At 36.0% G+C, this 20,440-nt stretch carries 19 protein-coding genes and 1 pseudogene; 14 read left to right on the plus strand and 6 right to left on the minus strand.

Annotated elements, in window-relative coordinates:
- Window positions 1–21: 21 nt before the first annotated feature.
- From LD272_RS03260 to mmsB, 5 genes are all read left to right on the plus strand, one after another.
- Complete coding sequence (locus tag LD272_RS03260; protein WP_226035161.1) at window positions 22–1,851, plus strand: cache domain-containing sensor histidine kinase; 1,830 nt, start codon at window positions 22–24, stop codon at window positions 1,849–1,851.
- The gene (locus tag LD272_RS03265; RefSeq protein ID WP_226035162.1) at window positions 1,844–3,034 is read left to right on the plus strand and encodes a response regulator transcription factor; all 1,191 of its coding nucleotides are present in this window, start codon (window positions 1,844–1,846) and stop codon (window positions 3,032–3,034) included. Before LD272_RS03260 ends, LD272_RS03265 begins: the two co-directional genes overlap by 8 nt.
- Window positions 3,035–3,257: 223 nt before the next feature.
- Entirely contained in the window at window positions 3,258–4,364 is a 1,107-nt protein-coding gene (gene chvE / locus LD272_RS03270; protein ID WP_226035163.1) for a multiple monosaccharide ABC transporter substrate-binding protein, read from the plus strand.
- An 80-nt stretch (window positions 4,365–4,444) separates the two neighbouring features.
- Window positions 4,445–5,995, plus strand: coding sequence for a multiple monosaccharide ABC transporter ATP-binding protein (gene mmsA / locus LD272_RS03275; RefSeq protein WP_226035164.1), 1,551 nt, complete (start codon window positions 4,445–4,447; stop codon window positions 5,993–5,995).
- Complete coding sequence (mmsB, locus tag LD272_RS03280; protein WP_226035165.1) at window positions 5,979–7,148, plus strand: multiple monosaccharide ABC transporter permease; 1,170 nt, start codon at window positions 5,979–5,981, stop codon at window positions 7,146–7,148. The genes mmsA and mmsB overlap by 17 nt, the downstream gene beginning before the upstream one ends.
- Before the next feature lie 365 nt (window positions 7,149–7,513).
- Here the strand turns inward: mmsB and gdhA are convergent, their stop codons facing one another.
- Window positions 7,514–8,914: an NADP-specific glutamate dehydrogenase gene (gene gdhA / locus LD272_RS03285; protein ID WP_226035166.1), complete on the minus strand. Its 1,401-nt coding sequence runs from the start codon at window positions 8,912–8,914 to the stop codon at window positions 7,514–7,516.
- A gap of 146 nt (window positions 8,915–9,060) precedes the next feature.
- Between gdhA and gltC the strand changes: the two genes are divergently transcribed.
- The 4 genes from gltC (at window position 9,061) to LD272_RS03305 (ending at window position 12,696) form a co-directional block, all read left to right on the plus strand.
- Window positions 9,061–9,972 (plus strand): glutamate biosynthesis transcriptional regulator GltC, encoded by a 912-nt coding sequence (gene gltC / locus LD272_RS03290; RefSeq protein ID WP_226035167.1) that lies wholly within the window; start codon window positions 9,061–9,063, stop codon window positions 9,970–9,972.
- A 12-nt stretch (window positions 9,973–9,984) separates the two neighbouring features.
- Window positions 9,985–11,109, plus strand: a complete 1,125-nt coding sequence (solA, locus tag LD272_RS03295) for an N-methyl-L-tryptophan oxidase (RefSeq protein WP_226035168.1) — start codon at window positions 9,985–9,987, stop codon at window positions 11,107–11,109.
- Window positions 11,110–11,526: 417 nt separating this feature from the next.
- Window positions 11,527–12,342 (plus strand): squalene/phytoene synthase family protein, encoded by an 816-nt coding sequence (locus tag LD272_RS03300; protein ID WP_226035169.1) that lies wholly within the window; start codon window positions 11,527–11,529, stop codon window positions 12,340–12,342.
- Window positions 12,343–12,465: 123 nt separating this feature from the next.
- Window positions 12,466–12,696 carry a group-specific protein gene (locus LD272_RS03305; protein WP_226035170.1) on the plus strand — a complete coding sequence of 77 codons (231 nt, stop codon included), beginning with the start codon at window positions 12,466–12,468 and terminating at the stop codon, window positions 12,694–12,696.
- A gap of 207 nt (window positions 12,697–12,903) precedes the next feature.
- On the opposite strand, the gene LD272_RS03310 is transcribed toward LD272_RS03305, so the two are convergent.
- A complete protein-coding gene (locus LD272_RS03310; RefSeq protein ID WP_226035171.1) occupies window positions 12,904–13,344 on the minus strand; it encodes a cell wall hydrolase in 441 nt (146 codons plus the stop codon).
- Between the two features lie 311 nt (window positions 13,345–13,655).
- Window positions 13,656–13,841: a hypothetical protein gene (locus LD272_RS03315; RefSeq protein ID WP_226035172.1), complete on the minus strand. Its 186-nt coding sequence runs from the start codon at window positions 13,839–13,841 to the stop codon at window positions 13,656–13,658.
- A gap of 157 nt (window positions 13,842–13,998) precedes the next feature.
- Here LD272_RS03315 and LD272_RS03320 point away from each other — a divergent pair, with 157 nt between their 5' ends.
- From LD272_RS03320 to LD272_RS03330, 3 genes are all read left to right on the plus strand, one after another.
- Window positions 13,999–14,721 (plus strand): 3-ketoacyl-ACP reductase, encoded by a 723-nt coding sequence (locus tag LD272_RS03320; RefSeq protein WP_226035173.1) that lies wholly within the window; start codon window positions 13,999–14,001, stop codon window positions 14,719–14,721.
- A 55-nt stretch (window positions 14,722–14,776) separates the two neighbouring features.
- Window positions 14,777–15,034, plus strand: a complete 258-nt coding sequence (locus tag LD272_RS03325) for a hypothetical protein (RefSeq protein ID WP_226035174.1) — start codon at window positions 14,777–14,779, stop codon at window positions 15,032–15,034.
- 228 nt (window positions 15,035–15,262) lie between these two features.
- Window positions 15,263–16,171 carry an aminoglycoside phosphotransferase family protein gene (locus LD272_RS03330; protein ID WP_226035175.1) on the plus strand — a complete coding sequence of 303 codons (909 nt, stop codon included), beginning with the start codon at window positions 15,263–15,265 and terminating at the stop codon, window positions 16,169–16,171.
- Between the two features lie 88 nt (window positions 16,172–16,259).
- Here LD272_RS03330 and LD272_RS03335 read toward each other — a convergent pair whose 3' ends face one another.
- The 3 genes and pseudogenes from LD272_RS03335 to LD272_RS21710 all read right to left on the minus strand — a co-directional run.
- Entirely contained in the window at window positions 16,260–16,811 is a 552-nt protein-coding gene (locus tag LD272_RS03335) for a CueP family metal-binding protein (RefSeq protein WP_226035176.1), read from the minus strand.
- A gap of 162 nt (window positions 16,812–16,973) precedes the next feature.
- Complete coding sequence (locus tag LD272_RS03340; RefSeq protein WP_226035177.1) at window positions 16,974–17,348, minus strand: globin domain-containing protein; 375 nt, start codon at window positions 17,346–17,348, stop codon at window positions 16,974–16,976.
- A gap of 51 nt (window positions 17,349–17,399) precedes the next feature.
- A pseudogene (locus LD272_RS21710) lies at window positions 17,400–18,338 on the minus strand (DUF438 domain-containing protein); the annotation flags it as partial.
- Window positions 18,339–18,673: 335 nt separating this feature from the next.
- Here LD272_RS21710 and LD272_RS03355 point away from each other — a divergent pair.
- Both LD272_RS03355 and LD272_RS03360 read left to right on the plus strand, forming a co-directional pair.
- Window positions 18,674–19,723: a C45 family autoproteolytic acyltransferase/hydrolase gene (locus LD272_RS03355; protein ID WP_226035179.1), complete on the plus strand. Its 1,050-nt coding sequence runs from the start codon at window positions 18,674–18,676 to the stop codon at window positions 19,721–19,723.
- 103 nt (window positions 19,724–19,826) lie between these two features.
- On the plus strand, window positions 19,827–20,270 hold the full coding sequence (locus tag LD272_RS03360) for a hypothetical protein (RefSeq protein WP_226035180.1): 444 nt from the start codon (window positions 19,827–19,829) through the stop codon (window positions 20,268–20,270).
- Window positions 20,271–20,440 lie beyond the last annotated feature (170 nt).

A 20,440-nucleotide genomic window follows, 5' to 3' on the forward strand; every position in this document is an offset into this window, starting at 1 on the left:
CTCTAGAATGGATTGATCTTATTGAAGCGTTGGATCCAAATTAATAATTTACCCATTCGATATAAGTTAATCTCTCACTTTTTAATTATTAGTATTATTCCAATAATTTGTCTGGGATTGTTAATCAATTGGACAGTTGAACGAGTACTTGAGCAACAAGCGAATGAAAATACCTTACAACTGATAAGCAAGGTCAACGAAACCTTTGAATTCTATATTGATAACATGCAAAGTATTACCTATTATATAGCTTTCAATGAAAATGTGCAGGATTTTTTTGGTCAAGATGAGGAAGAACAACAAAGTTCTGCAGACAATATTGAATATGATATCCAACGGTATCTTCGCAATTTTACAACTCTATCACCTGAGGTGGCTGGTTTATTAGTTGTAAATAACGAGGGAGACTATGTAAGTAATGAATTTCATGCATCTGCTAATCAAGATTTAACAAAAGAATCATGGTATCAAGAAGCAGTTGACAATAAAGGGATTTTTAAAATAATTGGACAACCTGAAGGTCGAAATATATCTTCAATAGTGAATTACAAAAACGATGAAGTGGTTTCGGTTGTTCGAGCAGTAGTGGACCCATATACACAAGAGGTACAGGGTGTTATTTTAATCGATTTAAAGTTAAGAGTAATTGCTGAAACAGTAGGAGATGTACGATTAGGAAAAACGGGCTATCTTATGGTTGTCGATGACCAAAATCAAAATATCTATCAACCAGATGATCCTTTAATTGAAACAATTCCAAATGAATGGATAGAAGGAGAAAATTCAGGTAACTTTTCAAAAAAAATTAATTCACAAGAATTGCAATTTATCTTTCAAGAATCTACGTTTGCTAATTGGACGACGATTGGTGTATTCCCTGCAGAGGAAACGACTTTCGAAATGCGAGAGATTCAGTTTTATTTAGTTGTTTTTGTTTTTATTCTTATGTTATTTGGCATTCCGTTATCGTATTTTCTATCGAATTCGATATCCAATCCAATCTCACAATTAATGACCTTCATGCGGAAAGCAGAAGGGGGAAATCTTGATGTTCGTTACAAGGAAAAGCGGGATGATGAGATTGGTTTACTTGGACGTAGTTTTAACAAAATGCTGGTGCAAATTAATCAATTACTAAGCTTAACAGAGCGGCATGAAAGACAAAAACGAGAAGCAGAATTTAGAAGTCTACAAGCAAATATTAACCCGCATTTTCTCTATAATACACTCGATACGATTCAATGGATGGCAAGAAAGCAGAAGGCTGATGATGTAGCTGAAGTAGTCGAGTCTTTGGCGAAATTGTTCAGAATTGGTTTAAGTAAGGGAAGAGATACAATTACACTGCTTGAGGAGATAGAGCATATTGAAAGCTATCTGATGATCCAAAAAACGAGGTATCGTAATAAATTAAACTACCGGATTGATGTGCACGAAAGTCTTCATTCTTTATATGTATTAAAATTTATTTTACAGCCGATTATCGAAAATGCCATCTATCATGGTATCAAGGAACGACGAGGCGCTGGTCATATTGTTGTGACGGCAGAGGAAAAAGAGCAAAAACTATCAGTTGTTATTGAGGACGATGGAATTGGCATGTCAGAATCTCAACTTCAAGAAATGCAAAAGGCGTTAAGCGAGGCTATTAAACGAACAGAGAATCAAGGAGAAACAAGGTCTAAAAAAGGCTATGGGATGTTGAATGTTCAAGCCAGGATTTTATTAGCATTTGGAGAAGGTTACGGTATCCATGTTGGTAGTAACGATAACGGTGGTACAACCATCGAAATCTTATTACCAATTCTATTTGATGATAGGATGGTAAAAGGGGATTTATATAATGCGTAAATGGAAAGTATTAATTGCAGATGATGAATTTATTATTCGTGATGGTATCCGATCGTCCGTTGAATGGGAAAAGCATGGTATGGAAGTAGTTGGTGAAGCGGAGGATGGAGAAGAAGCAGTTGAACTAGCTCTTGAGCATCAAATTGATATTCTTTTGATTGATCTAAATATGCCATTGATGAATGGCATTAATGCAATGAAAAAGTTAAAGGAGCAATTGCCAGATTGCAAAATGCTTGTTATAACGGGTTATGATGAATTTCACTATGCACAAGAAGCAATTCGATTACAGGTAGAGGATTATTTGTTGAAACCTGTAAATCCGGAAAAACTGCAAGATTTGTTACTAGAGCTAAAGCAAAAACTAGATATAGAAGTGGATCAGAAGGCATACTTGAAACAAGCGGCAAATCAATTAAAGAAGAATTATGCACAACTACAGGAAAGATTTTTTCAAGAGTGGATAGAAGGACAACTAGCAAAGGAAGAAATTATAGAGCAATTGCAATTCTTAAGTTATCCAGCAACTTCACCTGAGCAATATATCGTAATTAGGTGGCCAGAATACCATCGAAGTCAATCATTTATGCAAGAAAATGATCGGCAAGTTTTATTATTTGCGATTGAGAATATTGTGAAAGAAATACTAGGGTCAGAGAAGGCTGCTGTATTTCGTGATCGCGCCCATTTACTTAATGTTTGTTTGTGGCAACAAGTCTCAAATGAGCAAATTGAAAAAATAGAAGAGTCAGTCCAAAAATATCTTAATATAGCTGTCTATTGGTATAAAGCAGAAGTGAATGAAGATTTAACAGATATATATAAAGTTTATGATTGGTGCAAAATGGAAATAGAGAAGCAAATTCGAATTTCGCCAATTGCTAAACAGGCAAAAACTTTTGTGGAACAAAATTACCAGGATTCTTCGCTTACGTTAGACAGGGTTGCTGACGCATTACATGTCTCGACGGTTTACCTAAGCCGTATGATGAAACAAGAGTTAGGAATTTCTTATGTGGGTCTTTTAACACAACTGCGTATAAATAAAGCAGCAGATTTATTGAAAACAACTGATATGACAATGCGGGATATTGCAGAGGAAATTGGTTTTGAATCACAGCATTACTTCAGTACAACTTTTAAGAAGAAGGTTGGCATCTCGCCGATGCAATTTAAAAAATAAGTTGTAACTAGAAACACTTTCCAATCCTAATGGAAAGTGTTTTTCTATGTGTTCTAGTAAAAGTACCGAATATCCGACTCGGATTCTAAATGAAATTTTACGAATAGATTACAATTAGATTAAATATTTATAAAAACGGTTTAAAATAATGTAAAGCCTTACATTGAGAGTGGTGTTATTCTAGTAACGAAAGATATTAAAAGGAATGAAAGGGGTTTCATTAATGAAAAAACTAGGTTTATTCGCACTATTATTTAGTCTTATGTTGTTTTTAGCAGCCTGTGGCGGAGATGACGACGCTTCCGGGGGATCAGACGATGGAGGAGAAGTAGAGGCAAAGGATGCTTCAATTGGTATTGCAATGCCAACAAAGTCATCAGCAAGATGGGTTGATGATGGAGATAACATGGTCAAGCAATTAGAAGAGCTTGGTTATGAAACTGATTTACAGTATGCAGAGGATGACGTTGATAAGCAAATTGAGCAAATTGAAAATATGATTGTAAAAGGCGCGAATGTTCTTGTTGTTGCATCAATCGACGGTACAGCACTAACAAATGTATTAGCGAAAGCTGCTGAGCAAGATATTGAAGTAATTGCCTATGACCGACTAATTATGGGAACACCAGACGTTAGTTATTATGCTACATTTGATAATTTCCAAGTAGGTGTATTACAAGCTTCATATATTGAAGAAGCGTTGAACCTAAAAGAAGAGGACGGACCATTTAACATTGAAGTATTTGGTGGCTCGCCAGATGACAATAACGCATATTTCTTCTGGGATGGTGCAATGTCTGTTCTACAACCACACATTGATAGTGGAAAAGTAGTAGTCCAAAGTGAACAAACAGATTTTGAACAAGCGGCAACAATGCGTTGGGATGGAAACCTAGCAAAATCACGTATGGAAAACATTCTAAGTAAAGCGTATTCAGGTGGTGAAACCGTTGATGCAGTTTTGTCACCTTATGATGGCATCAGTCGTGGTGTAATCCAGGCATTAAAAGGTGTAGGTTATGGTTCTGGTGATTTACCGATGCCTGTTATTTCAGGGCAAGATGCTGAACTAGCTTCGATAAAATCGATTATTGCTGGAGAACAAACACAAACAGTTTTTAAAGATACACGTGACCTAGCTGCTGTTGTGGTAAATATGATTGAAGCAATCCTAACAGGTGAAGAAGCAGAGGTAAATGATACAGAAACTTATGACAATGATGTAGAAGTTATTCCTTCTTACCTAGTTGAACCTGTCTCTGTAGATATAAACAATTACCAAGAAATAGTAATTGATAGCGGATATTACGATGAATCAGAACTAGAATAAGCAATTCTGATTCAGTGGTGATCTAAGGGTCGCCACTGAATCATTTCCAATACGTTATTTACTTGGAAGGTGGTGAGGGTATGTCAGATTATATTTTAGAGATGCGTAACATAACGAAAACATTCCCTGGTGTTAAAGCTTTAGATAATGTTAATTTAAAGGTTGAAAAAGGAAAGATCCATGCACTAGTTGGTGAAAACGGTGCGGGTAAATCTACATTAATGAAGGTTTTAAGTGGTGTCTATCCTAGTGGGACTTATGATGGTGGTATTTACTTTGAGGAAAATGAATGTCACTTTAAAGATATTAACCAAAGTGAAGATGTTGGAATCGTTATTATTCACCAAGAGCTAGCATTAAGTCCATTCTTATCGATAGCTGAAAATATTTTCTTAGGTAATGAAAGACAATCTAAGCAGATAATGAATTGGAAGGAAACGTTTTCGGAATCGAAAAAATTGTTAGACCAAGTTGGCCTGAAAGATTCACCCGAAACAGCCGTGATGAATATTGGTGTTGGTAAACAACAACTGGTGGAAATTGCAAAAGCCCTATCTAAAAATGTTAAATTGTTGATTCTTGATGAACCAACGGCAGCGTTAAATGAAACAGATAGTGAAAATTTATTGAAGCTGCTAAATGAACTTAAAAAACAAGGAATTACTTCTATTCTTATTTCTCATAAATTAAATGAAGTTTCTAGTATTTCGGATTCAATTACCATTTTGCGTGATGGTCAAACCGTTGAAACGATTAAAACGAATGAAGAAAAGGTATCAGAGGATCGTATAATTAAAGGAATGGTAGGACGAGAGCTGACAAGTCGTTTCCCACAACGTGTATCTGAAATAGGGGAAACTATTTTTGAAGTGAAAGATTGGAATGTCTATCATCCCGCGCAGCGTGATCGTAAAGTGATAGATAATGTCAATATGCATATTCGCCGCGGTGAAGTTGTGGGAATAGCCGGTTTGATGGGTGCAGGTAGAACCGAGCTAGCGATGAGTATTTTTGGGAAAGCTTATGGAAAGAAAATAACTGGGTCATTATACAAGAATGGTAAGGAAGTTACTGCTAATACAGTAAGTGAAGCAATAACAAATGGTATTGCCTACGTTTCAGAGGATCGTAAAACATACGGATTAAATTTAATTGATGATATTAAACGAAATATTACCTTGGCTAACCTTAAGCGGATTTCTAGTAATTCTATCATTGATGAACGTAAGGAAATTACAGAGGCACAATTCTTAAGAGAAAAATTAAACATTAAAACACCAACACTTGAACAAGTTGCAGGCAACTTAAGTGGTGGGAATCAACAAAAAATTGTATTAAGTAAATGGATTTTTACTGAGCCTGATATTTTAATTTTGGATGAGCCTACACGTGGAATTGATGTGGGAGCCAAGTTCGAAATCTATTCTCAGATTAATGAATTAGCGGCTGAGGGAATGGGAGTATTAGTTATTTCATCAGAACTTCCTGAGGTACTTGGACTCTCAGACCGTATTTATGTAATGAATGAAGGACGTATAACTGGTGAGCTTGATCGTGGAGAAGCGGACCAAGAAAGTGTTATGCGTTATATGGCTGGAGCTGGAGGTGCTAATAATGGAAACATTAATTAATTTATTCCGCAATAATATACGTCAATACGGGATGATCATTGCACTTGTGTTAATTACCGGGTTGTTCTGGATATTAACAGAGGGGATCATTTTTAACCCATTGAATTTAACTAACCTAATCCTGCAAAATGGCTTTATTTTAGTATTAGCTGTCGGTATGGTTTTGGTTATTATAACTGGAAATATTGATTTATCAGTAGGTTCCGTAGTTGCTTTTGTCGGTGCAATTTCTGGGGTACTCATGATCAATAATAATGTACCAGTAGTGTTAGCAATTATTTTATCCCTTCTTGTAGGTGCTCTAATCGGGGTATGGCAGGGATTTTGGATTGCCTATATAGGGATTCCATCCTTTATTGTAACCTTAGCAGGGATGTTAATTTTCCGAGGTTTGACCTTATATTTGTTAGATGGTCAGTCACTCGCGCCATTTCCTGATTCCTTTGGAATATTAAGTGGAGGCTTTTTACCAGATTTATTTGGCTCGGACGGATTGCATATTCTAACAATCATTTTATCTGGTATTCTATCACTTGTTTTGATTTATATGGAATTTAAAAACCGTAAATCACAAGTGCAGTATAATTTTGAAGTTATACCTTTATGGATAACCGTTACTAAACTAGCATTACTAATTTATGTGATTAACTGGTTTGCCTACCAATTGGCGTTAAATAAAGGGATTCCGATGGTGTTGGTAATCGTTTTTGTACTTATCATCATTTATACCTTTATTATGAACAATACAGTTATGGGACGCCATATTTATGCAACAGGTGGCAACAAAAAAGCAGCTGATTTATCCGGAATTAAGACGAAGCGTGTGGTATTCTGGGTATTTGTAAACAATGGTGTAATTGCAGCATTAGCTGGTTTAATGTTTGCTTCTCGTTTAGATTCTGCAACACCTGCAGCTGGTAATATGCTAGAGTTAGACGCAATTGCTGCTGTATTTATCGGTGGTGCATCGATGGCTGGTGGTGTTGGTACCGTCATTGGAGCGATTGTCGGTGGTCTTGTAATGGGTATCATGAACAATGGTATGTCGTTGATCGGTATCGGTATCGATTGGCAACAGGCTATTAAAGGAATGGTACTATTACTTGCAGTTGGATTCGATGTTTATAATAAAAATAAAGCTGGAAATAGTTAGACAAAACATCACGGGCCATGGCTCGTGATGTTTTTGTTTGTTTTAAATAATTGAAACGAGAACGCACTATTAAAATGTGTGCACTAAAATTATGGAAAAAGACACAAGTAAAACAAGAAAAGCTTTATTTCATGGGCTTGTCAAATAAAGTGTGTAAGTTAAAAACTTATTCAACGTATTTTAAATCCCTCTCTTTTAAATTTTCATGGATATTATTTTACGTTTAAACCATTCCTACCCTTTGCCTGATATTTTTGGTAATTGCAATCAAAAAAGCACCGCATATATTGCGGTGCAATTAAGACAAACTATTATGTTTATTTTTTAAAACTGTAAATTCCAGTATTAAGTTAGCAACCGGTTATTTATAAAACACCTTGCTCGATCATTACATCAGCTACTTTTACAAATCCGGCAATATTAGCACCAACGACGAGGTTACCTGGAGAGCCATATTCTTCTGATGCCTTCATACTATCTTGATAAATATTCTTCATTATTTCGTGTAGTTTTGCATCGACTTCTTCTTTAGTCCAAGATTGTCTAGCACTGTTTTGTGCCATTTCTAATGCTGATACGGAAACGCCGCCTGCATTTGCTGCTTTGGCAGGAGCAAATAACACCTCTTTATTTAAGAAGATTTCAATAGCATCAAGTGTTGATGGCATGTTAGCACCTTCTCCAACTGCTTTTACCCCATTAGAAACTAATGTTAGAGCAGAATCTTTGTCGATCTCGTTTTGAGTCGCACATGGTAGAGCGATATCGCAAGGGATAGACCAAATTCCAGTATATCCATCTACATAGATTGCATCTGGATGTTCGTTTACGTATTCATAAATTCGTTTATTTTCTACTTCCTTTAGTTGCTTTATAGTGGCAAGATCAATGCCGTTTTCATCATAGATATAGCCATTTGAATCACTACATGCTACAACTTTTGCACCTAGTTCCAATGCTTTTTCCATTGCATAGATAGAAACATTTCCTGAACCAGAGACAACAACTGTACTTCCTTTAAAGGACAATCCCTTATCCTTTAACATTTCTTCAACGAAATATACTGTACCATAACCGGTTGCTTCGGTACGACCTAGGCTTCCGCCGTAACCTAATCCTTTTCCTGTCAGGACACCAGCTTCATATGCACCACGTAGTTTTTTGTATTGGCCAAACATATAACCGATTTCTCTAGCTCCAACACCGATATCACCAGCTGGAACATCTGTATCTGGTCCGATGTGGTTACTAAGCTCTGTCATGAAGCTTTGGCAAAAACGCATAATCTCTAAATCCGATTTACCCTTAGGATCAAAATCTGCGCCGCCTTTTCCGCCGCCGATTGGTTGACCAGTTAATGAGTTTTTAAATATCTGCTCAAATCCTAAAAATTTAATAATACTAGCATTTACAGAAGGATGAAATCTTAATCCACCCTTATATGGTCCAATAGCACTGTTGAATTGTGCGCGAAATCCACGGTTAACTTTTACACTTCCATTGTCATCAATCCATGGTACTCTAAAAGAAATAACTCTTTCAGGTTCTACGATTCTTTCTAGAATTGCTTGTTTGATGTATTTTGGATTTTTAACAAGTACAGGTATTAAAGAATCAAACACCTCTTTGACAGCTTGATGAAACTCAACTTCATTTGGGTTACGCTTTTTAACTGTTTTGAATACATGATTAACATAATCTTTCACGTTTTGTGTCTGTGTTTCTTTAAGTGTATGCTCCTGTTTAACTTCTTCAAGTACTTTCATATATATCAACTCCGATTATATTATTTTAAACAAAACACTTTTTTTTATCGTATTTTAATTCTATAATTTAATGAATGATAGCAGCAATATTAAATTACGATGAAGTTAATGCGTTTTGCGCATGATTTGTGGGAGGGATGCAAATAGTGGAAATTAGACAGATACAATATTTTATGGAGGTAGCTAGAAGAGAACACGTTACTGAAGCAGCAGATGTGTTACATGTTGCTCAGTCTTCAGTTAGTAGGCAGATATCTAATTTAGAAGGTGAATTAGGGATAGATCTGTTTATCCGTGAAGGAAGAAGAGTGAAATTAACTCCAATTGGAAAGATATTTTTAGATCGGATGAAACAAGCGATGAACCTGATGGATGAAGCAGAAAGAGAAGTGAAAGAATATTTGGATCCTGAAAAAGGAACGGTTCGAATTGCCTTTCCAATAAGCATGGCAGCACATACATTACCAACTATTATCTATGCTTTTCGCATGCGTTATCCAGAAGCTAAATTCCAAATGAAGAGTGCTCTTTATGGTGAACTAATCGAGGGGGTTGTAAGAGGTGATTTCAATCTTGCTATGATTGCTCCTTTGCCAAATGAAGAAAAGGGAAATAAAATTAATGGTAAAATATTATTTGCTGAAAAGATTGTCGCTCTCTTACCAATCCGTCATCCACTTGCAGATAGAAAGTCTATTTTGCTACAAGAACTTAAAGACGATCCATTTTGCGTACTACCTGAAGGGTATGTTTTCCGTGACCTTGTTGTGAATGCCAGTAATAAACATGGTTTTACACCGCGAATTGCTTTTGAAGGGGATGACATTGATGCTTTGAAAGGATTAGTGTCCGCTGGGTTAGGAGTAGCGTTAATGCCAGAGATGACATTAGTTGATAACGTACCACGATCGACAGTGGCGATTCCATTAGTTGATCCCAATGTGACGCGGACAGTCGGGGTGATTTTCCCAACAAATCGTAAATTGCTCCCAACTGAAGTTTTGTTTTATAATTTTCTTATTGAATTTTGTGAAAGATTAAATGATTTTAGTAATTAAGGATGTGTACGGATGAATTATGATGTGATAATTATTGGGGCAGGTTCTATGGGGATGGCGGCAGGATACTATTTAACCAATAAAGGAAAACAAGTTTTATTGTTAGATGCCTATGATCCGCCACATGCTGAAGGGTCTCATCACGGAGAAACAAGAATTATTCGTCATGCCTACGGAGAAGGAGATAGTTACGTTCCAATGGCATTGAGAGCCCAGTCGCTATGGCTAGATTTGCAAACGCTAATAGATAGAGAATTATTTATTCAAACTGGGGTTTTAAATGTCGGAAAACCTGAATCCGAGTTTATTCGAAATATAAAAAAGAGCGCTAATACATATGCTTTGTCAGTGGAAGAATTAACAACACTTGAAATAAATGATCGTTGGAAAGGTTTTAATGTGCCAAAAGGTTTAATAGGTTATTACGAGAAAAACTCAGGTATATTGCTAAGTGAGGATTGTATCAGGGCATATCGGGATCTGGCGGTTATGGGAGGCGCTACTTTGAAAACGCATTCTCCAGTACGAGAAATCACACATGACAATAATCGTGTGATCGTAAAAACAAAATCTGAAGTGTTTACAGGTGATTCATTAATTGTTACAGCTGGTAGTGGGACACCTAAGATCCTCTCATTAATAGGGCTAGAATCCCCGCTACAAGTAGTAAGGAAAACCTTTTCGTGGTTTGATTCAGATGAGAGTATCTATAGCGCGGAAAACTTCCCGGCATTTGCTTTTGATTTACCAACAGAAACATACTACGGATTTCCAGGTGCTAACGGCTCAGGTGTTAAAATAGGACGAAATGATGGAGGGTATCCAATAAGTGATCCCAATAAACTAAAAGAATTTGGCAACTACCAAGAAGATAAACAGGATGTTATTGATTTTTCATCCAAATATTTATCAGATGTAAAGGACCACAGCATTGGAAAGACGTGTACATACACAAATACTCCTGACGGTAACTTTATTATTGATAAACATCCTAACCATAATAACGTGCTGATTGCATGTGGTTTTTCTGGACATGGATTTAAATTTAGTAGCGTAATAGGTGAAATTTTAAGTCAATTGAATACTGAAGGTAAAAGTGATTTTGACTTACGTCAGTTCTCTATGGATAGATTTTAAGGATAGAAAATCGAACGGGAGTTTAATCAATTTCATGATACCTATTTACCGCCATATCTCAAGTAACATATACCGGAAAAGGATTAATCCCACTATATGTTACTTGAGATATGGCTTAATTGTAATTATGAAATTGACTCCGTTGTCACTCTAAGGATGTACCGAATGCCAAAGCGTGGATAGTTACCCATGGGTTGGCGATAGGACTTTTTTTTAGAGGGAAGATTTAGCTTAATCTGAGTTGCAATCGCGTGTAACAATTCTGTGAAACATGTCTTTTTTGGTTGAGGCATAAAAACTTTATGATACAATAGTAATAAATAAAAAACTATGGTAACAACAATAAAAATTGATGAGAAAAGTAATTTAGTATAAATATACCTATTTCACCTCATGATTTTAAGGGAGGAAAAAGCGTTGAGTGAAGCAAAGAAGTTGCAAAAAGAGGCAATGCAGGTACTTAAGGATACAAGTAGAACATTTTACATACCAATCAGCCTCTTGGAGCCTACACTTAAGAAGACAGTAGCTTCTGCGTATTTATGTATGCGAGCGATTGATGAAATCGAAGACCATGAACAACTTAAACCTGAAACAAAACAAAATTTGTTGAATGCCATTAGTACACTTTTGAAAGATAATTTTGATGCAACTAAATACCGCGGATTGTTGGAACAACACGAAGCTATTTTACCAGAGGTTACTCTGCGCCTTGGTGACTGGATTACTGTTTGTCCTAACGGTATAGTCGAAAAAGTAAAAGAGTCTACAAGTGTCATGGCATCTGGGATGGCTGATTGGGCTCGTAAAGATTGGTGTATAAAAAGTAAGGAAGAATTAGACGATTATACGTATTATGTTGCGGGACTAGTTGGTGTGATGCTTTCTGATATATGGAAATGGTATGATAATACCGAAACAGATAAAGAGTTGGCTATCGCTTTTGGACGAGGTTTGCAATCTGTTAATATTTTACGTAATCAACAAGAGGATCAAGTGCGTGGTGTCAGTTTTATGCCTGATGACTGGAACCGGGATGATATGTTTCATTATGCAACAACCAATCTAAGTTTAGCAGATGAATATATGAAGGATATCAAGAATCGAAATATTCTTTTGTTCTGTAAAATTCCCTTAGCACTTGCAAATAAAACCCTTAAGGCATTAAAAAATGGCAGGGAAAAGATTTCTAGAAATGAAGTAGAAGCAATTGTTGAACAGGCTACTAAATAATTGTTGAGCCTACCTTATTATCTTCATACGAAACAACAGCTCTGGTGTCAAGTATTACTCATGGATAAAAGTCCACAGAGGTACTGGCACCTTTTCTACTATGTTAAAAGAAAGGTGATGTAAATGGGGAAATGTATGATTGATCACTCACATGAAGATGTTCTAAATAAGTTTCAAAAACAGGAGGAATTTTTACCGGCAAATTTGAAAGGTGAAATTAGTCAATTTTTAACGAAGCAAGCTTCACAGGAGTTATTAAATGATTTGTTTCATTTGCTGAAAAAATATGATCTTGCTTCTGAAACTGAACGGCAAGAAAGAAACAAGAAGCTAACAACACTTATCAACGGTTAGTTTATTTGCATTTGATTGACACACAAGCTTCTGATTTTTAAGTTGAGTATAAATACCAGGTACCATTCGTGGACAACTGTCCATTGATGGTACCTGGATTTTTTAAAAAAAGTTAGTAAAATAAGGACTAAATCCGCCCGTTTTATAGGCGGATTTTGATTCAAATTAACAAAGGTTTCCGTTCTAACAAACAATCAAGAAAGTTTGTTACCATCTATAAGCGCCTTCGCATGTATCAGCCTGCGGTTCATAATAACAATGTTGTTTATATTGTCCTGTAAGTGGTTGACCGTACCATGTCGGTGGACATTCAGCATACGGATTAAAATACCAAAGTGCATATTTGGAAGGATGTTCTCTCCAATAGTCTAAGGCTTGTTTCGCTAACTTTTTTTCTACACCCCTTGCTCTGTTATAAAAGACATTACCCTTTTGTACAGCTTCAAAAGAATAATTTCCTCCTTGCACTTGATAAATCACGTTCTCTATAGACCTTAAGTCTTTAAAATCTAAACAATTTGCTTTTAGTCGGTTTACAATTACATTACCAACCATAAGCATCCCTTGTCGACCTTCACCCTCGGCTTCTGCCCTCATCATTCTTGCCATTAAATCAATGTCATTATCGGTATATTTTACTCTTGCCATTTTTTATCACCTCTAGAAGAATTGTATTAAAAAAAAAACACAAAAATGTGGGCTTTTTTAAAAATTTATTAATTGGGCATGTACCACTTTTTATAAAGGTTTGTTTCTTAAGGCAAGTTCATTGAACAATTACAGCAATTTACTACCGTTTTGGTGGATAGGTATAATTTTAAAAAAATTTCAGTAAAATATTAAAATAAACAGTGTTTTCAATGAAAATAGAGGTGCGAAATCCAATATGGATTGCACCTCTATATATTTACTTTTTTAAGTTTGCGACTCCAAATGGAACCCGTTAAAATACATAGGGTTTATTTACGATTATTTTTCTTGTTATTTTCATTATTTGTGGCATTTTTAACAGCATCAGCGGTTGCATCTACAGCACCCATTGCAGCATCCTCGGTTGTTTCTAATGCGCTATGGGCAGTGTGGAATGCTGCTCCTGCGGTATCTTTAATGTTTTCTGCAGTTTTGTTTTTCTTGTTGTTTGGCATTATGGTTCCACCTCCTAGATAACAATAGGATATGGATTATTCTATTATTTATTCTAAAAGGTGGAGGTAGTGCATGTTTAATAAACCCTTTTTCTGGAATCTTACTCTTTTAAACCTTACACTTGTATATATCGAATGAAATGAAAGGATGATATAAATGGGACAAGAAATTAAAGGGAAGATAGCATATGTTACGGGAGCAAGTAGTGGTATCGGGCGGTCTACTGTACTTGAATTAGCTAAAGAAGGTGTCAACGTTGGACTTATTGCTCGAACAGAAACTAAATTGCTAGAAGTAGCAAAAAAAGCAGAAGCGCTTGGTGTAAAGGCTAGTATAGCCACCGCTGATATAGCAAATATGGAAGAGGTCGAGCAAGCAATTGCAACTTTAGAAAAGAATTTAGGAGCTGCTGACATCCTTATCAATAATGCGGGGATTGGATTACGTGGTTCATTTTTAGAAACTGATCCAAAAGACTGGAAGCACACGTTTGAAGTCAATGTGTTTGGTACATATCACGTTACTCGTGCTGTCCTTCCACAAATGATAGAAAAAGATAAAGGTGACATTATCAACATCTCATCTAGTAGTGGCCTGAAAGGGACTGCTGGATCAACTTCATATAGTGCATCCAAATTTGCAGTTCAAGGAATGACGGAAGCGCTTATGCAAGAAGTGAGGCACAATAATATACGTGTATTCACGCTTAATCCAAGTCTTGTAGCTACAGAACTAGCCTTTGGAGACAAGCTTGATGAACAAGATAAAGAAAAATTCATGCAACCAGAGGACCTAGCAGAATATATGGTAGCACAACTTAAACTTCATCCACGTATATTCATCAAACAGTCCTTACAGTGGGCAACAAATCCTTTTTAAAATAGGTGGTTAGCTTCAATTCAATTTAATATACATTTAAAAAGGAGAAAAAATGATGAGTTTATCGAAATCAAGTGATAGTAAAGAAGAATTGCTATTACAAGCAGTTAGAACACAACATTCCATCTTACAATTGTTAGACAATACCTTACTCGAGATTTATCAAACCGAGAATGGTTTGTCAGAGGATCAACAAAATAGTGAAGTAATAAATTTGTCTTATCGTGTGAGAAATATTGTAGCGAGGAAACCAAATTTAAAAGAAATTTATAAACGATTAGAAGAAGATCATGGAGTTGATTTCTCTAATTAAATTACTCAAGGTACTTCTATTTTTGGGGGCCGGGTGCTAACCATGGATAAATAGTTCATGGTTAATATCTGGCCCCGTTTGTATATCTGAAAGCGGTGTTTAACGCATGCGTTTTGGTCTGTTGTATCTGTTCTCGCCAAATGGCAGTAGTTTCTCTACACTAGTCTATATAAGGGGATTTAATAAATGACAAGGATATTATAATAGCTTAGGAAGGAGAAAAACTTGATGAAGCTACAGGAAAGTTTTGTTCAGTCAGTTCGACTTTACTTTAAAGAAAAAGGTGAAGAATGGCTGGAAAATCTACCAAATACCATCAAATACTGCGAACAAAAGTGGTCTATCAAAGTACAAGAGCCTTATTCGTTGTCAATCAATTTTGTAGCACCAGCAATAAAGGGAAATCTCGAAGAAGTAGTGGTGAAAATCTGTGTCTCTGAGGAGGAGTTTCTAGATGAATGGGAAGCATTACAATTATTTGCTGAGAAAGGAATTGTTCAACTTATCGATTCAGATAAGCAAGGAAGAATCATCATTTTAGAAAAACTATCACCAGGGCATTCGTTGGCGGAGGTAACAGACGATGAAGAAGCTTGTCTAATAGCAGCTAATGTGATGAAAGAGTTATCAGCCCGAGCACCGGTTGATACGAGGATTCCTACTACAAAAAGTAGGGAGGATCAGTTGCATAAACTTGCGGAAGAACATCCAAATGGAGTAGGACCTATTTCTAATGCAACATTAAACAAGGCGAGGAGAATCTTTAAATATCTCAATAACACAACAAACCAGCAAATGCTCCTTCATGGAGATTTTCACCACTATAATGTGCTCTCGTCTGGAGATGGATTATGGACGGCAATTGACCCAAAAGGTTTAATAGGGGAAATCGAGTATGATTTGATTCAATATATGTTGAACAAACTTCCGAATAAGGGAGCATATCAAGTGATTGAAAAAAGAGTAGACATTTTCACTAAGGAACTTGATTTAGATAAAGAGCGACTTCTTCTTTGGGGTTATTGTCATACTGTACTTGCAACTGCTTGGACAGTAGATGGCAAGACATACAATAACAGCTTTTATCGAGGAATTGGGATATTTGAAAATTTATACCAGGCTAATTTAAATGGATGAAATTTTCCGGTAGTAAAAGAATTTGAGTATCTAGGCGTATTATTCCACTTTTGAGTGTCCTTTTATATAGAACAACAAAAGCACCTGTTTAGGCGCTTTTGTTGTTTGTTAACTGCATTGTAGTAATGCAAGTGTTATCATTTTTAAACGTGGACAACTCAGACTCTGATGTTTTTCCGTCATGTGCAATTGTTACCCGATACGTCTTGTCACGAGGTAGCCATAAATCGATAAATCCGTTCGATTGGGATTTTGAGGTTTGGTCAACGATCACGTTTCCATCCATGTCTTCAATATAAACACTAAACTCTTCTTCAACCATTTCACCTTGACAGCCAGTTAAGCTGTGGATTGCACAAGGATGTGTTTTCTCAGTGTAAGGAGCGATCGATACAAAAAAATCGTCTTTAGGCAAGTCGTAAGTAATTTCATTTTTGTCATTGTCGGTCACGACGAGCTCATGAGACGTGATAGAAGCAGACGCAGATTCTATCTTACCTAAAGTGTAATCATTCACTAATTGTTTAATGTCTTTTGTTTCATTTTTTTGTGGGCCACTTTTTTCGCCACCGATTGCAAATAAATAAGCGCCAAATGCAACAGCGAGCAATATAGTAACCACAAAGATTTTTCTTTTCATTTTTATATCATCTCCCTGTTCAACCTATATGTTATTTTAGCTGGTTCTTTGTGTTATTGCTATTCTCTTTAACCAATTTTCGGAAATCCGTAACATCTTTCTTTTTAAATTAATTGAGCCAGTTACCACAAAATGACTGTTTTTTGCAGTAACTGACTCCTTTTAGTTAATCTTGTCATTTTTAATCAACTTGTCCATAAGAAAATTCATCTTTGTCAATAAAGTAACTCTCACCTCATGATCGAGCTTCATTTCATCCATTGTACTTTCCATGGTATTCAGCCATATTTTTGCTCGCTCAGGAGTGGTATGAAAAGAATGTCTCTTCTGAACTTGTTCGGCGGTGTCTTGTTCTTCTTCTGAACGATCGTGATTGAGTAAACGATTTATAAATATTTTTTGACGGTTTTTAAGGATATCAATGTCTACATTTCGCTCAGCAAACATGAAGCTAAAATAGTAATTCTTCGTGAGCTTGCTATAGAATCTATCGACCAATTCATCGACTTTCATTTGTTCTAACTTAACTTCTACCATCTCTAGGCCTCCTTACTATCCTAATTTAGCTCTATATACCTGCACCGTATATTAGGACATGATTCGTTTTTCACCGGTTATTTCTTGAATTGGTTTGATGTTTTGTGTGAATTCTAATGTTCCAAGATAATTTTTATCTTGATCACGTATTGCAAAATAACGAATCAATACGTACTTGTCCTTTGTTTGAATCCAAAAGTCTTCTACATCCTTGTTTCCCACTCTAAAGTCATTTAATAGAGCATTAACTACATGAACACTATCGGGCGGATGGCAATTTTGTACGGTACGGCCAATCACAGATTTTGTCCTAACAAAAACACGATCTGTTCCATGGGAAAAGTACCTGACAACATCTTTGTCATCAATAAACGTTAAATCAATTGGCAGGTGATTAAAGATAGTTTCGATTTGTTTGACTGATAACGCCCCTGTTGGAAACTGGACATAGCCATTTTCTAAGTCAAGCTCGTTCTTTAATGAATGGCGGACAGGTTTTCACTCGGTAACAGAATCAATTAGACAATAACCAATTTCCGGACTTTGTTTAGCAATTTTTAGCCAATCATCTTCAGAAAGTTTTCGAAGTGCCATCGGGAGAAGGATGTTCTCTTCCCGGTAAATCATCTCCAATCCCTGTTCAATAACGAAATTCACATGGTTAACAAGCGTATTTTTTTGATCAACAGAATAAGAGGATATTCCGTTTCTTGCCTCCTTGATGGCTTTTCGGATAAAATCATCAATTGCCCACATATGTGTTGTCGGGCCATTAATTCCGTATTTCTCAAGAAAAGGAAATAGCAAGTTTTCCTTTCTACTGTAATGTCTATCTATTTCCCAGAGTTGATTGAGATTATCAAGCAATGTTGAACGACTTATTTCTGAATCAGCTATTAGAAATTGTTCTAGATTGGATTGGATTTTAACAAGTAACGTACTAATTTTCTTATTTTCTAGTATAAATGTGTGAACAGGATGCCCAGTTTGATATGCAGTGATGTCGAATTGACCATTTATTTCATTATTTCGGTCTAGATGTTCCTCACGGTTATTAATTAATTCACTCATAATAATTCTCCTATCTGCAAAAAAATCGATATCTAATGATAGAAAAGTAGCAGTTTTAATTAGTATAAATGATTGAATAATTGTGATAGTGATTAACATCACATCCTGCTACTAGGATGTCAGGAAAAATCATTGGTTGCTACTAACTGATTTTTTCACTGAGTCATTCGTTTGACACCTATGCACCACGTTATATAATGAATAAACCTACTATTAAAACAGTAGGATTTTTATCAATTTTTAAGGGGTTACCTATGAAAAAAGTTTTTACTGACATCATTCAGTTTAAAGGAAATCATTATGATTTTGGATATATGCAAGGGGAATTGTTAAGGGACTCTCCTATTTTGCCCAATCGTAATAAGCAATGGGCATCAAAGAGAAAACATCATTTTATGATAGATGAACAAGAAGCGATTGATATCTTGACCAAATTTATACCTAGTATATTGAACGAAATTCGTGGTTTAGCTGATGCACTAAATTGGAAAATGGAGGACGCTCTACGAGAATTTGGTGGGTATTATAAAGAGTATGATAGAAGCGGATGCTCCATTTTATCGAATTCTGAATTTCTAATTCGAAATTACGATAGCCATCCTGGGGGTTATGAAGGGCGATACCTTATTTATCAGCCAACGGACACGGGCTATGCAACGATTGGCCCATCAATGCAAATAACAGGACGAATTGATGGAATGAATGAAAAAGGACTTGCAATGGGATATAACTTCATCAACCGGCTTGGTTCAGAAGATGGATTTGTATGTAATATGATTGGTCGTATTATTTTAGAAACCTGTGCAACAGTAGAAGAAGCAATTGCTGTCTTAAAGGAAATCCCTCACCGTACTTCGTTCACTTATGCGATTTTAGATTCTAGGGGAGAGACATTTGTTGTCGAAGCTTCCCCAAGATCAGTAGTTGCGAGGAAATCGACTATAAGTACGAATCACTTTGAAATTTTAACCGAGGAAAATCGTTATCGGATGGATGATTCAATCAGGAGACAGCAGACTATTGAAGGAAAAAAACAGAATGATTTCGATGTATATCAGGCTTTTCGATTGTTAAACGACACGGATCAAGACGTATTCTCTAATAAGTACGGTGCTTTCTCAGGAACATTGCATACGGCCGCTTACATCCCAAAAGAAAGAAAGGCTTGGTTTGCCATTGGTGGTGATCGGATGCCAGTTATCTTTGATTTTAATCGTCACTTAAAAGGAGAAAAAACAACCTATAAACGAGTGAAAGGGCAGATTGACTATCATACACCCTTTGTTAATATGGAAATGTTATAAGTTATTTAGCATGTACAGTTTAAGACGAAGTTGTCTGGGTACTGGTATCTTGGTATGGATTAACACAGCGTATGATAAAGTGGAAGAATGACATTAATAAGTAGTGCACTATGGTAGATTAACTGTACTAGCAATAGTACTAGTTCTCTTCTTGCCACCATTCCTAGTAAACTCTTATCAGAAGACAATCGCAACAGGAGTTTATGCACTATCCTATCAACAAGAGGACAGTAATTGTACATTTGAACTAGAGAATGAGACAACGTTGCTTGGGGTATGTGAACTTTCTTTTAAGAATTACAGCCTTGAAGATGTTTCATTCACTATCGAATTTTATGAAGACTATGTTTTTGAAGATGATATTAGAATGGTATCACTGATGAACAACAACGCTCCATATCAAGTGAATATGAGAGCAAGAGGCGATAAAAGGGTGAAAATTGAAACTGAAATTGATGTGTCTGAGATGGAAAACTATCCCCATGGTGGCAGTGCCTCGGGTGTAAATATAATAATTAGATCAGAGGATAAGTACCGAAAATTATAATGGAGTTGTTATCTAGGAGGGGCAAGGAAATAATACTTGTCCCTATTTTAATGAAGAAAACAGATATTTAGTTCATAAACCTTCAAGTAACCATACCATAAGCCAGTAAGTTTAACCTCCGTAAATAACAGGTATATCCTAAAATGTGATCATTGTGGTTCACTATTCCA

Origin of the sequence: Aquibacillus saliphilus (assembly GCF_020404745.1) — a bacterium.
Lineage (GTDB): Bacteria > Bacillota > Bacilli > Bacillales > Amphibacillaceae > Aquibacillus > Aquibacillus saliphilus.

Coding starts and splice junctions, on each gene's coding strand:
- LD272_RS03265 (WP_226035162.1), top strand. CDS start 1,844: ATGCGTAAATGGAAAGTATTAATTGCAGATGATGAATTTATTATTCGT.
- chvE (WP_226035163.1), top strand. CDS start 3,258: ATGAAAAAACTAGGTTTATTCGCACTATTATTTAGTCTTATGTTGTTT.
- mmsA (WP_226035164.1), top strand. CDS start 4,445: ATGTCAGATTATATTTTAGAGATGCGTAACATAACGAAAACATTCCCT.
- mmsB (WP_226035165.1), top strand. CDS start 5,979: ATGGAAACATTAATTAATTTATTCCGCAATAATATACGTCAATACGGG.
- gdhA (WP_226035166.1), bottom strand. CDS start 8,914: ATGAAAGTACTTGAAGAAGTTAAACAGGAGCATACACTTAAAGAAACA.
- solA (WP_226035168.1), top strand. CDS start 9,985: ATGAATTATGATGTGATAATTATTGGGGCAGGTTCTATGGGGATGGCG.
- LD272_RS03305 (WP_226035170.1), top strand. CDS start 12,466: ATGGGGAAATGTATGATTGATCACTCACATGAAGATGTTCTAAATAAG.
- LD272_RS03310 (WP_226035171.1), bottom strand. CDS start 13,344: ATGGCAAGAGTAAAATATACCGATAATGACATTGATTTAATGGCAAGA.
- LD272_RS03315 (WP_226035172.1), bottom strand. CDS start 13,841: ATGCCAAACAACAAGAAAAACAAAACTGCAGAAAACATTAAAGATACC.
- LD272_RS03320 (WP_226035173.1), top strand. CDS start 13,999: ATGGGACAAGAAATTAAAGGGAAGATAGCATATGTTACGGGAGCAAGT.
- LD272_RS03325 (WP_226035174.1), top strand. CDS start 14,777: ATGAGTTTATCGAAATCAAGTGATAGTAAAGAAGAATTGCTATTACAA.
- LD272_RS03330 (WP_226035175.1), top strand. CDS start 15,263: ATGAAGCTACAGGAAAGTTTTGTTCAGTCAGTTCGACTTTACTTTAAA.
- LD272_RS03335 (WP_226035176.1), bottom strand. CDS start 16,811: ATGAAAAGAAAAATCTTTGTGGTTACTATATTGCTCGCTGTTGCATTT.
- LD272_RS03340 (WP_226035177.1), bottom strand. CDS start 17,348: ATGGTAGAAGTTAAGTTAGAACAAATGAAAGTCGATGAATTGGTCGAT.
- LD272_RS03355 (WP_226035179.1), top strand. CDS start 18,674: ATGAAAAAAGTTTTTACTGACATCATTCAGTTTAAAGGAAATCATTAT.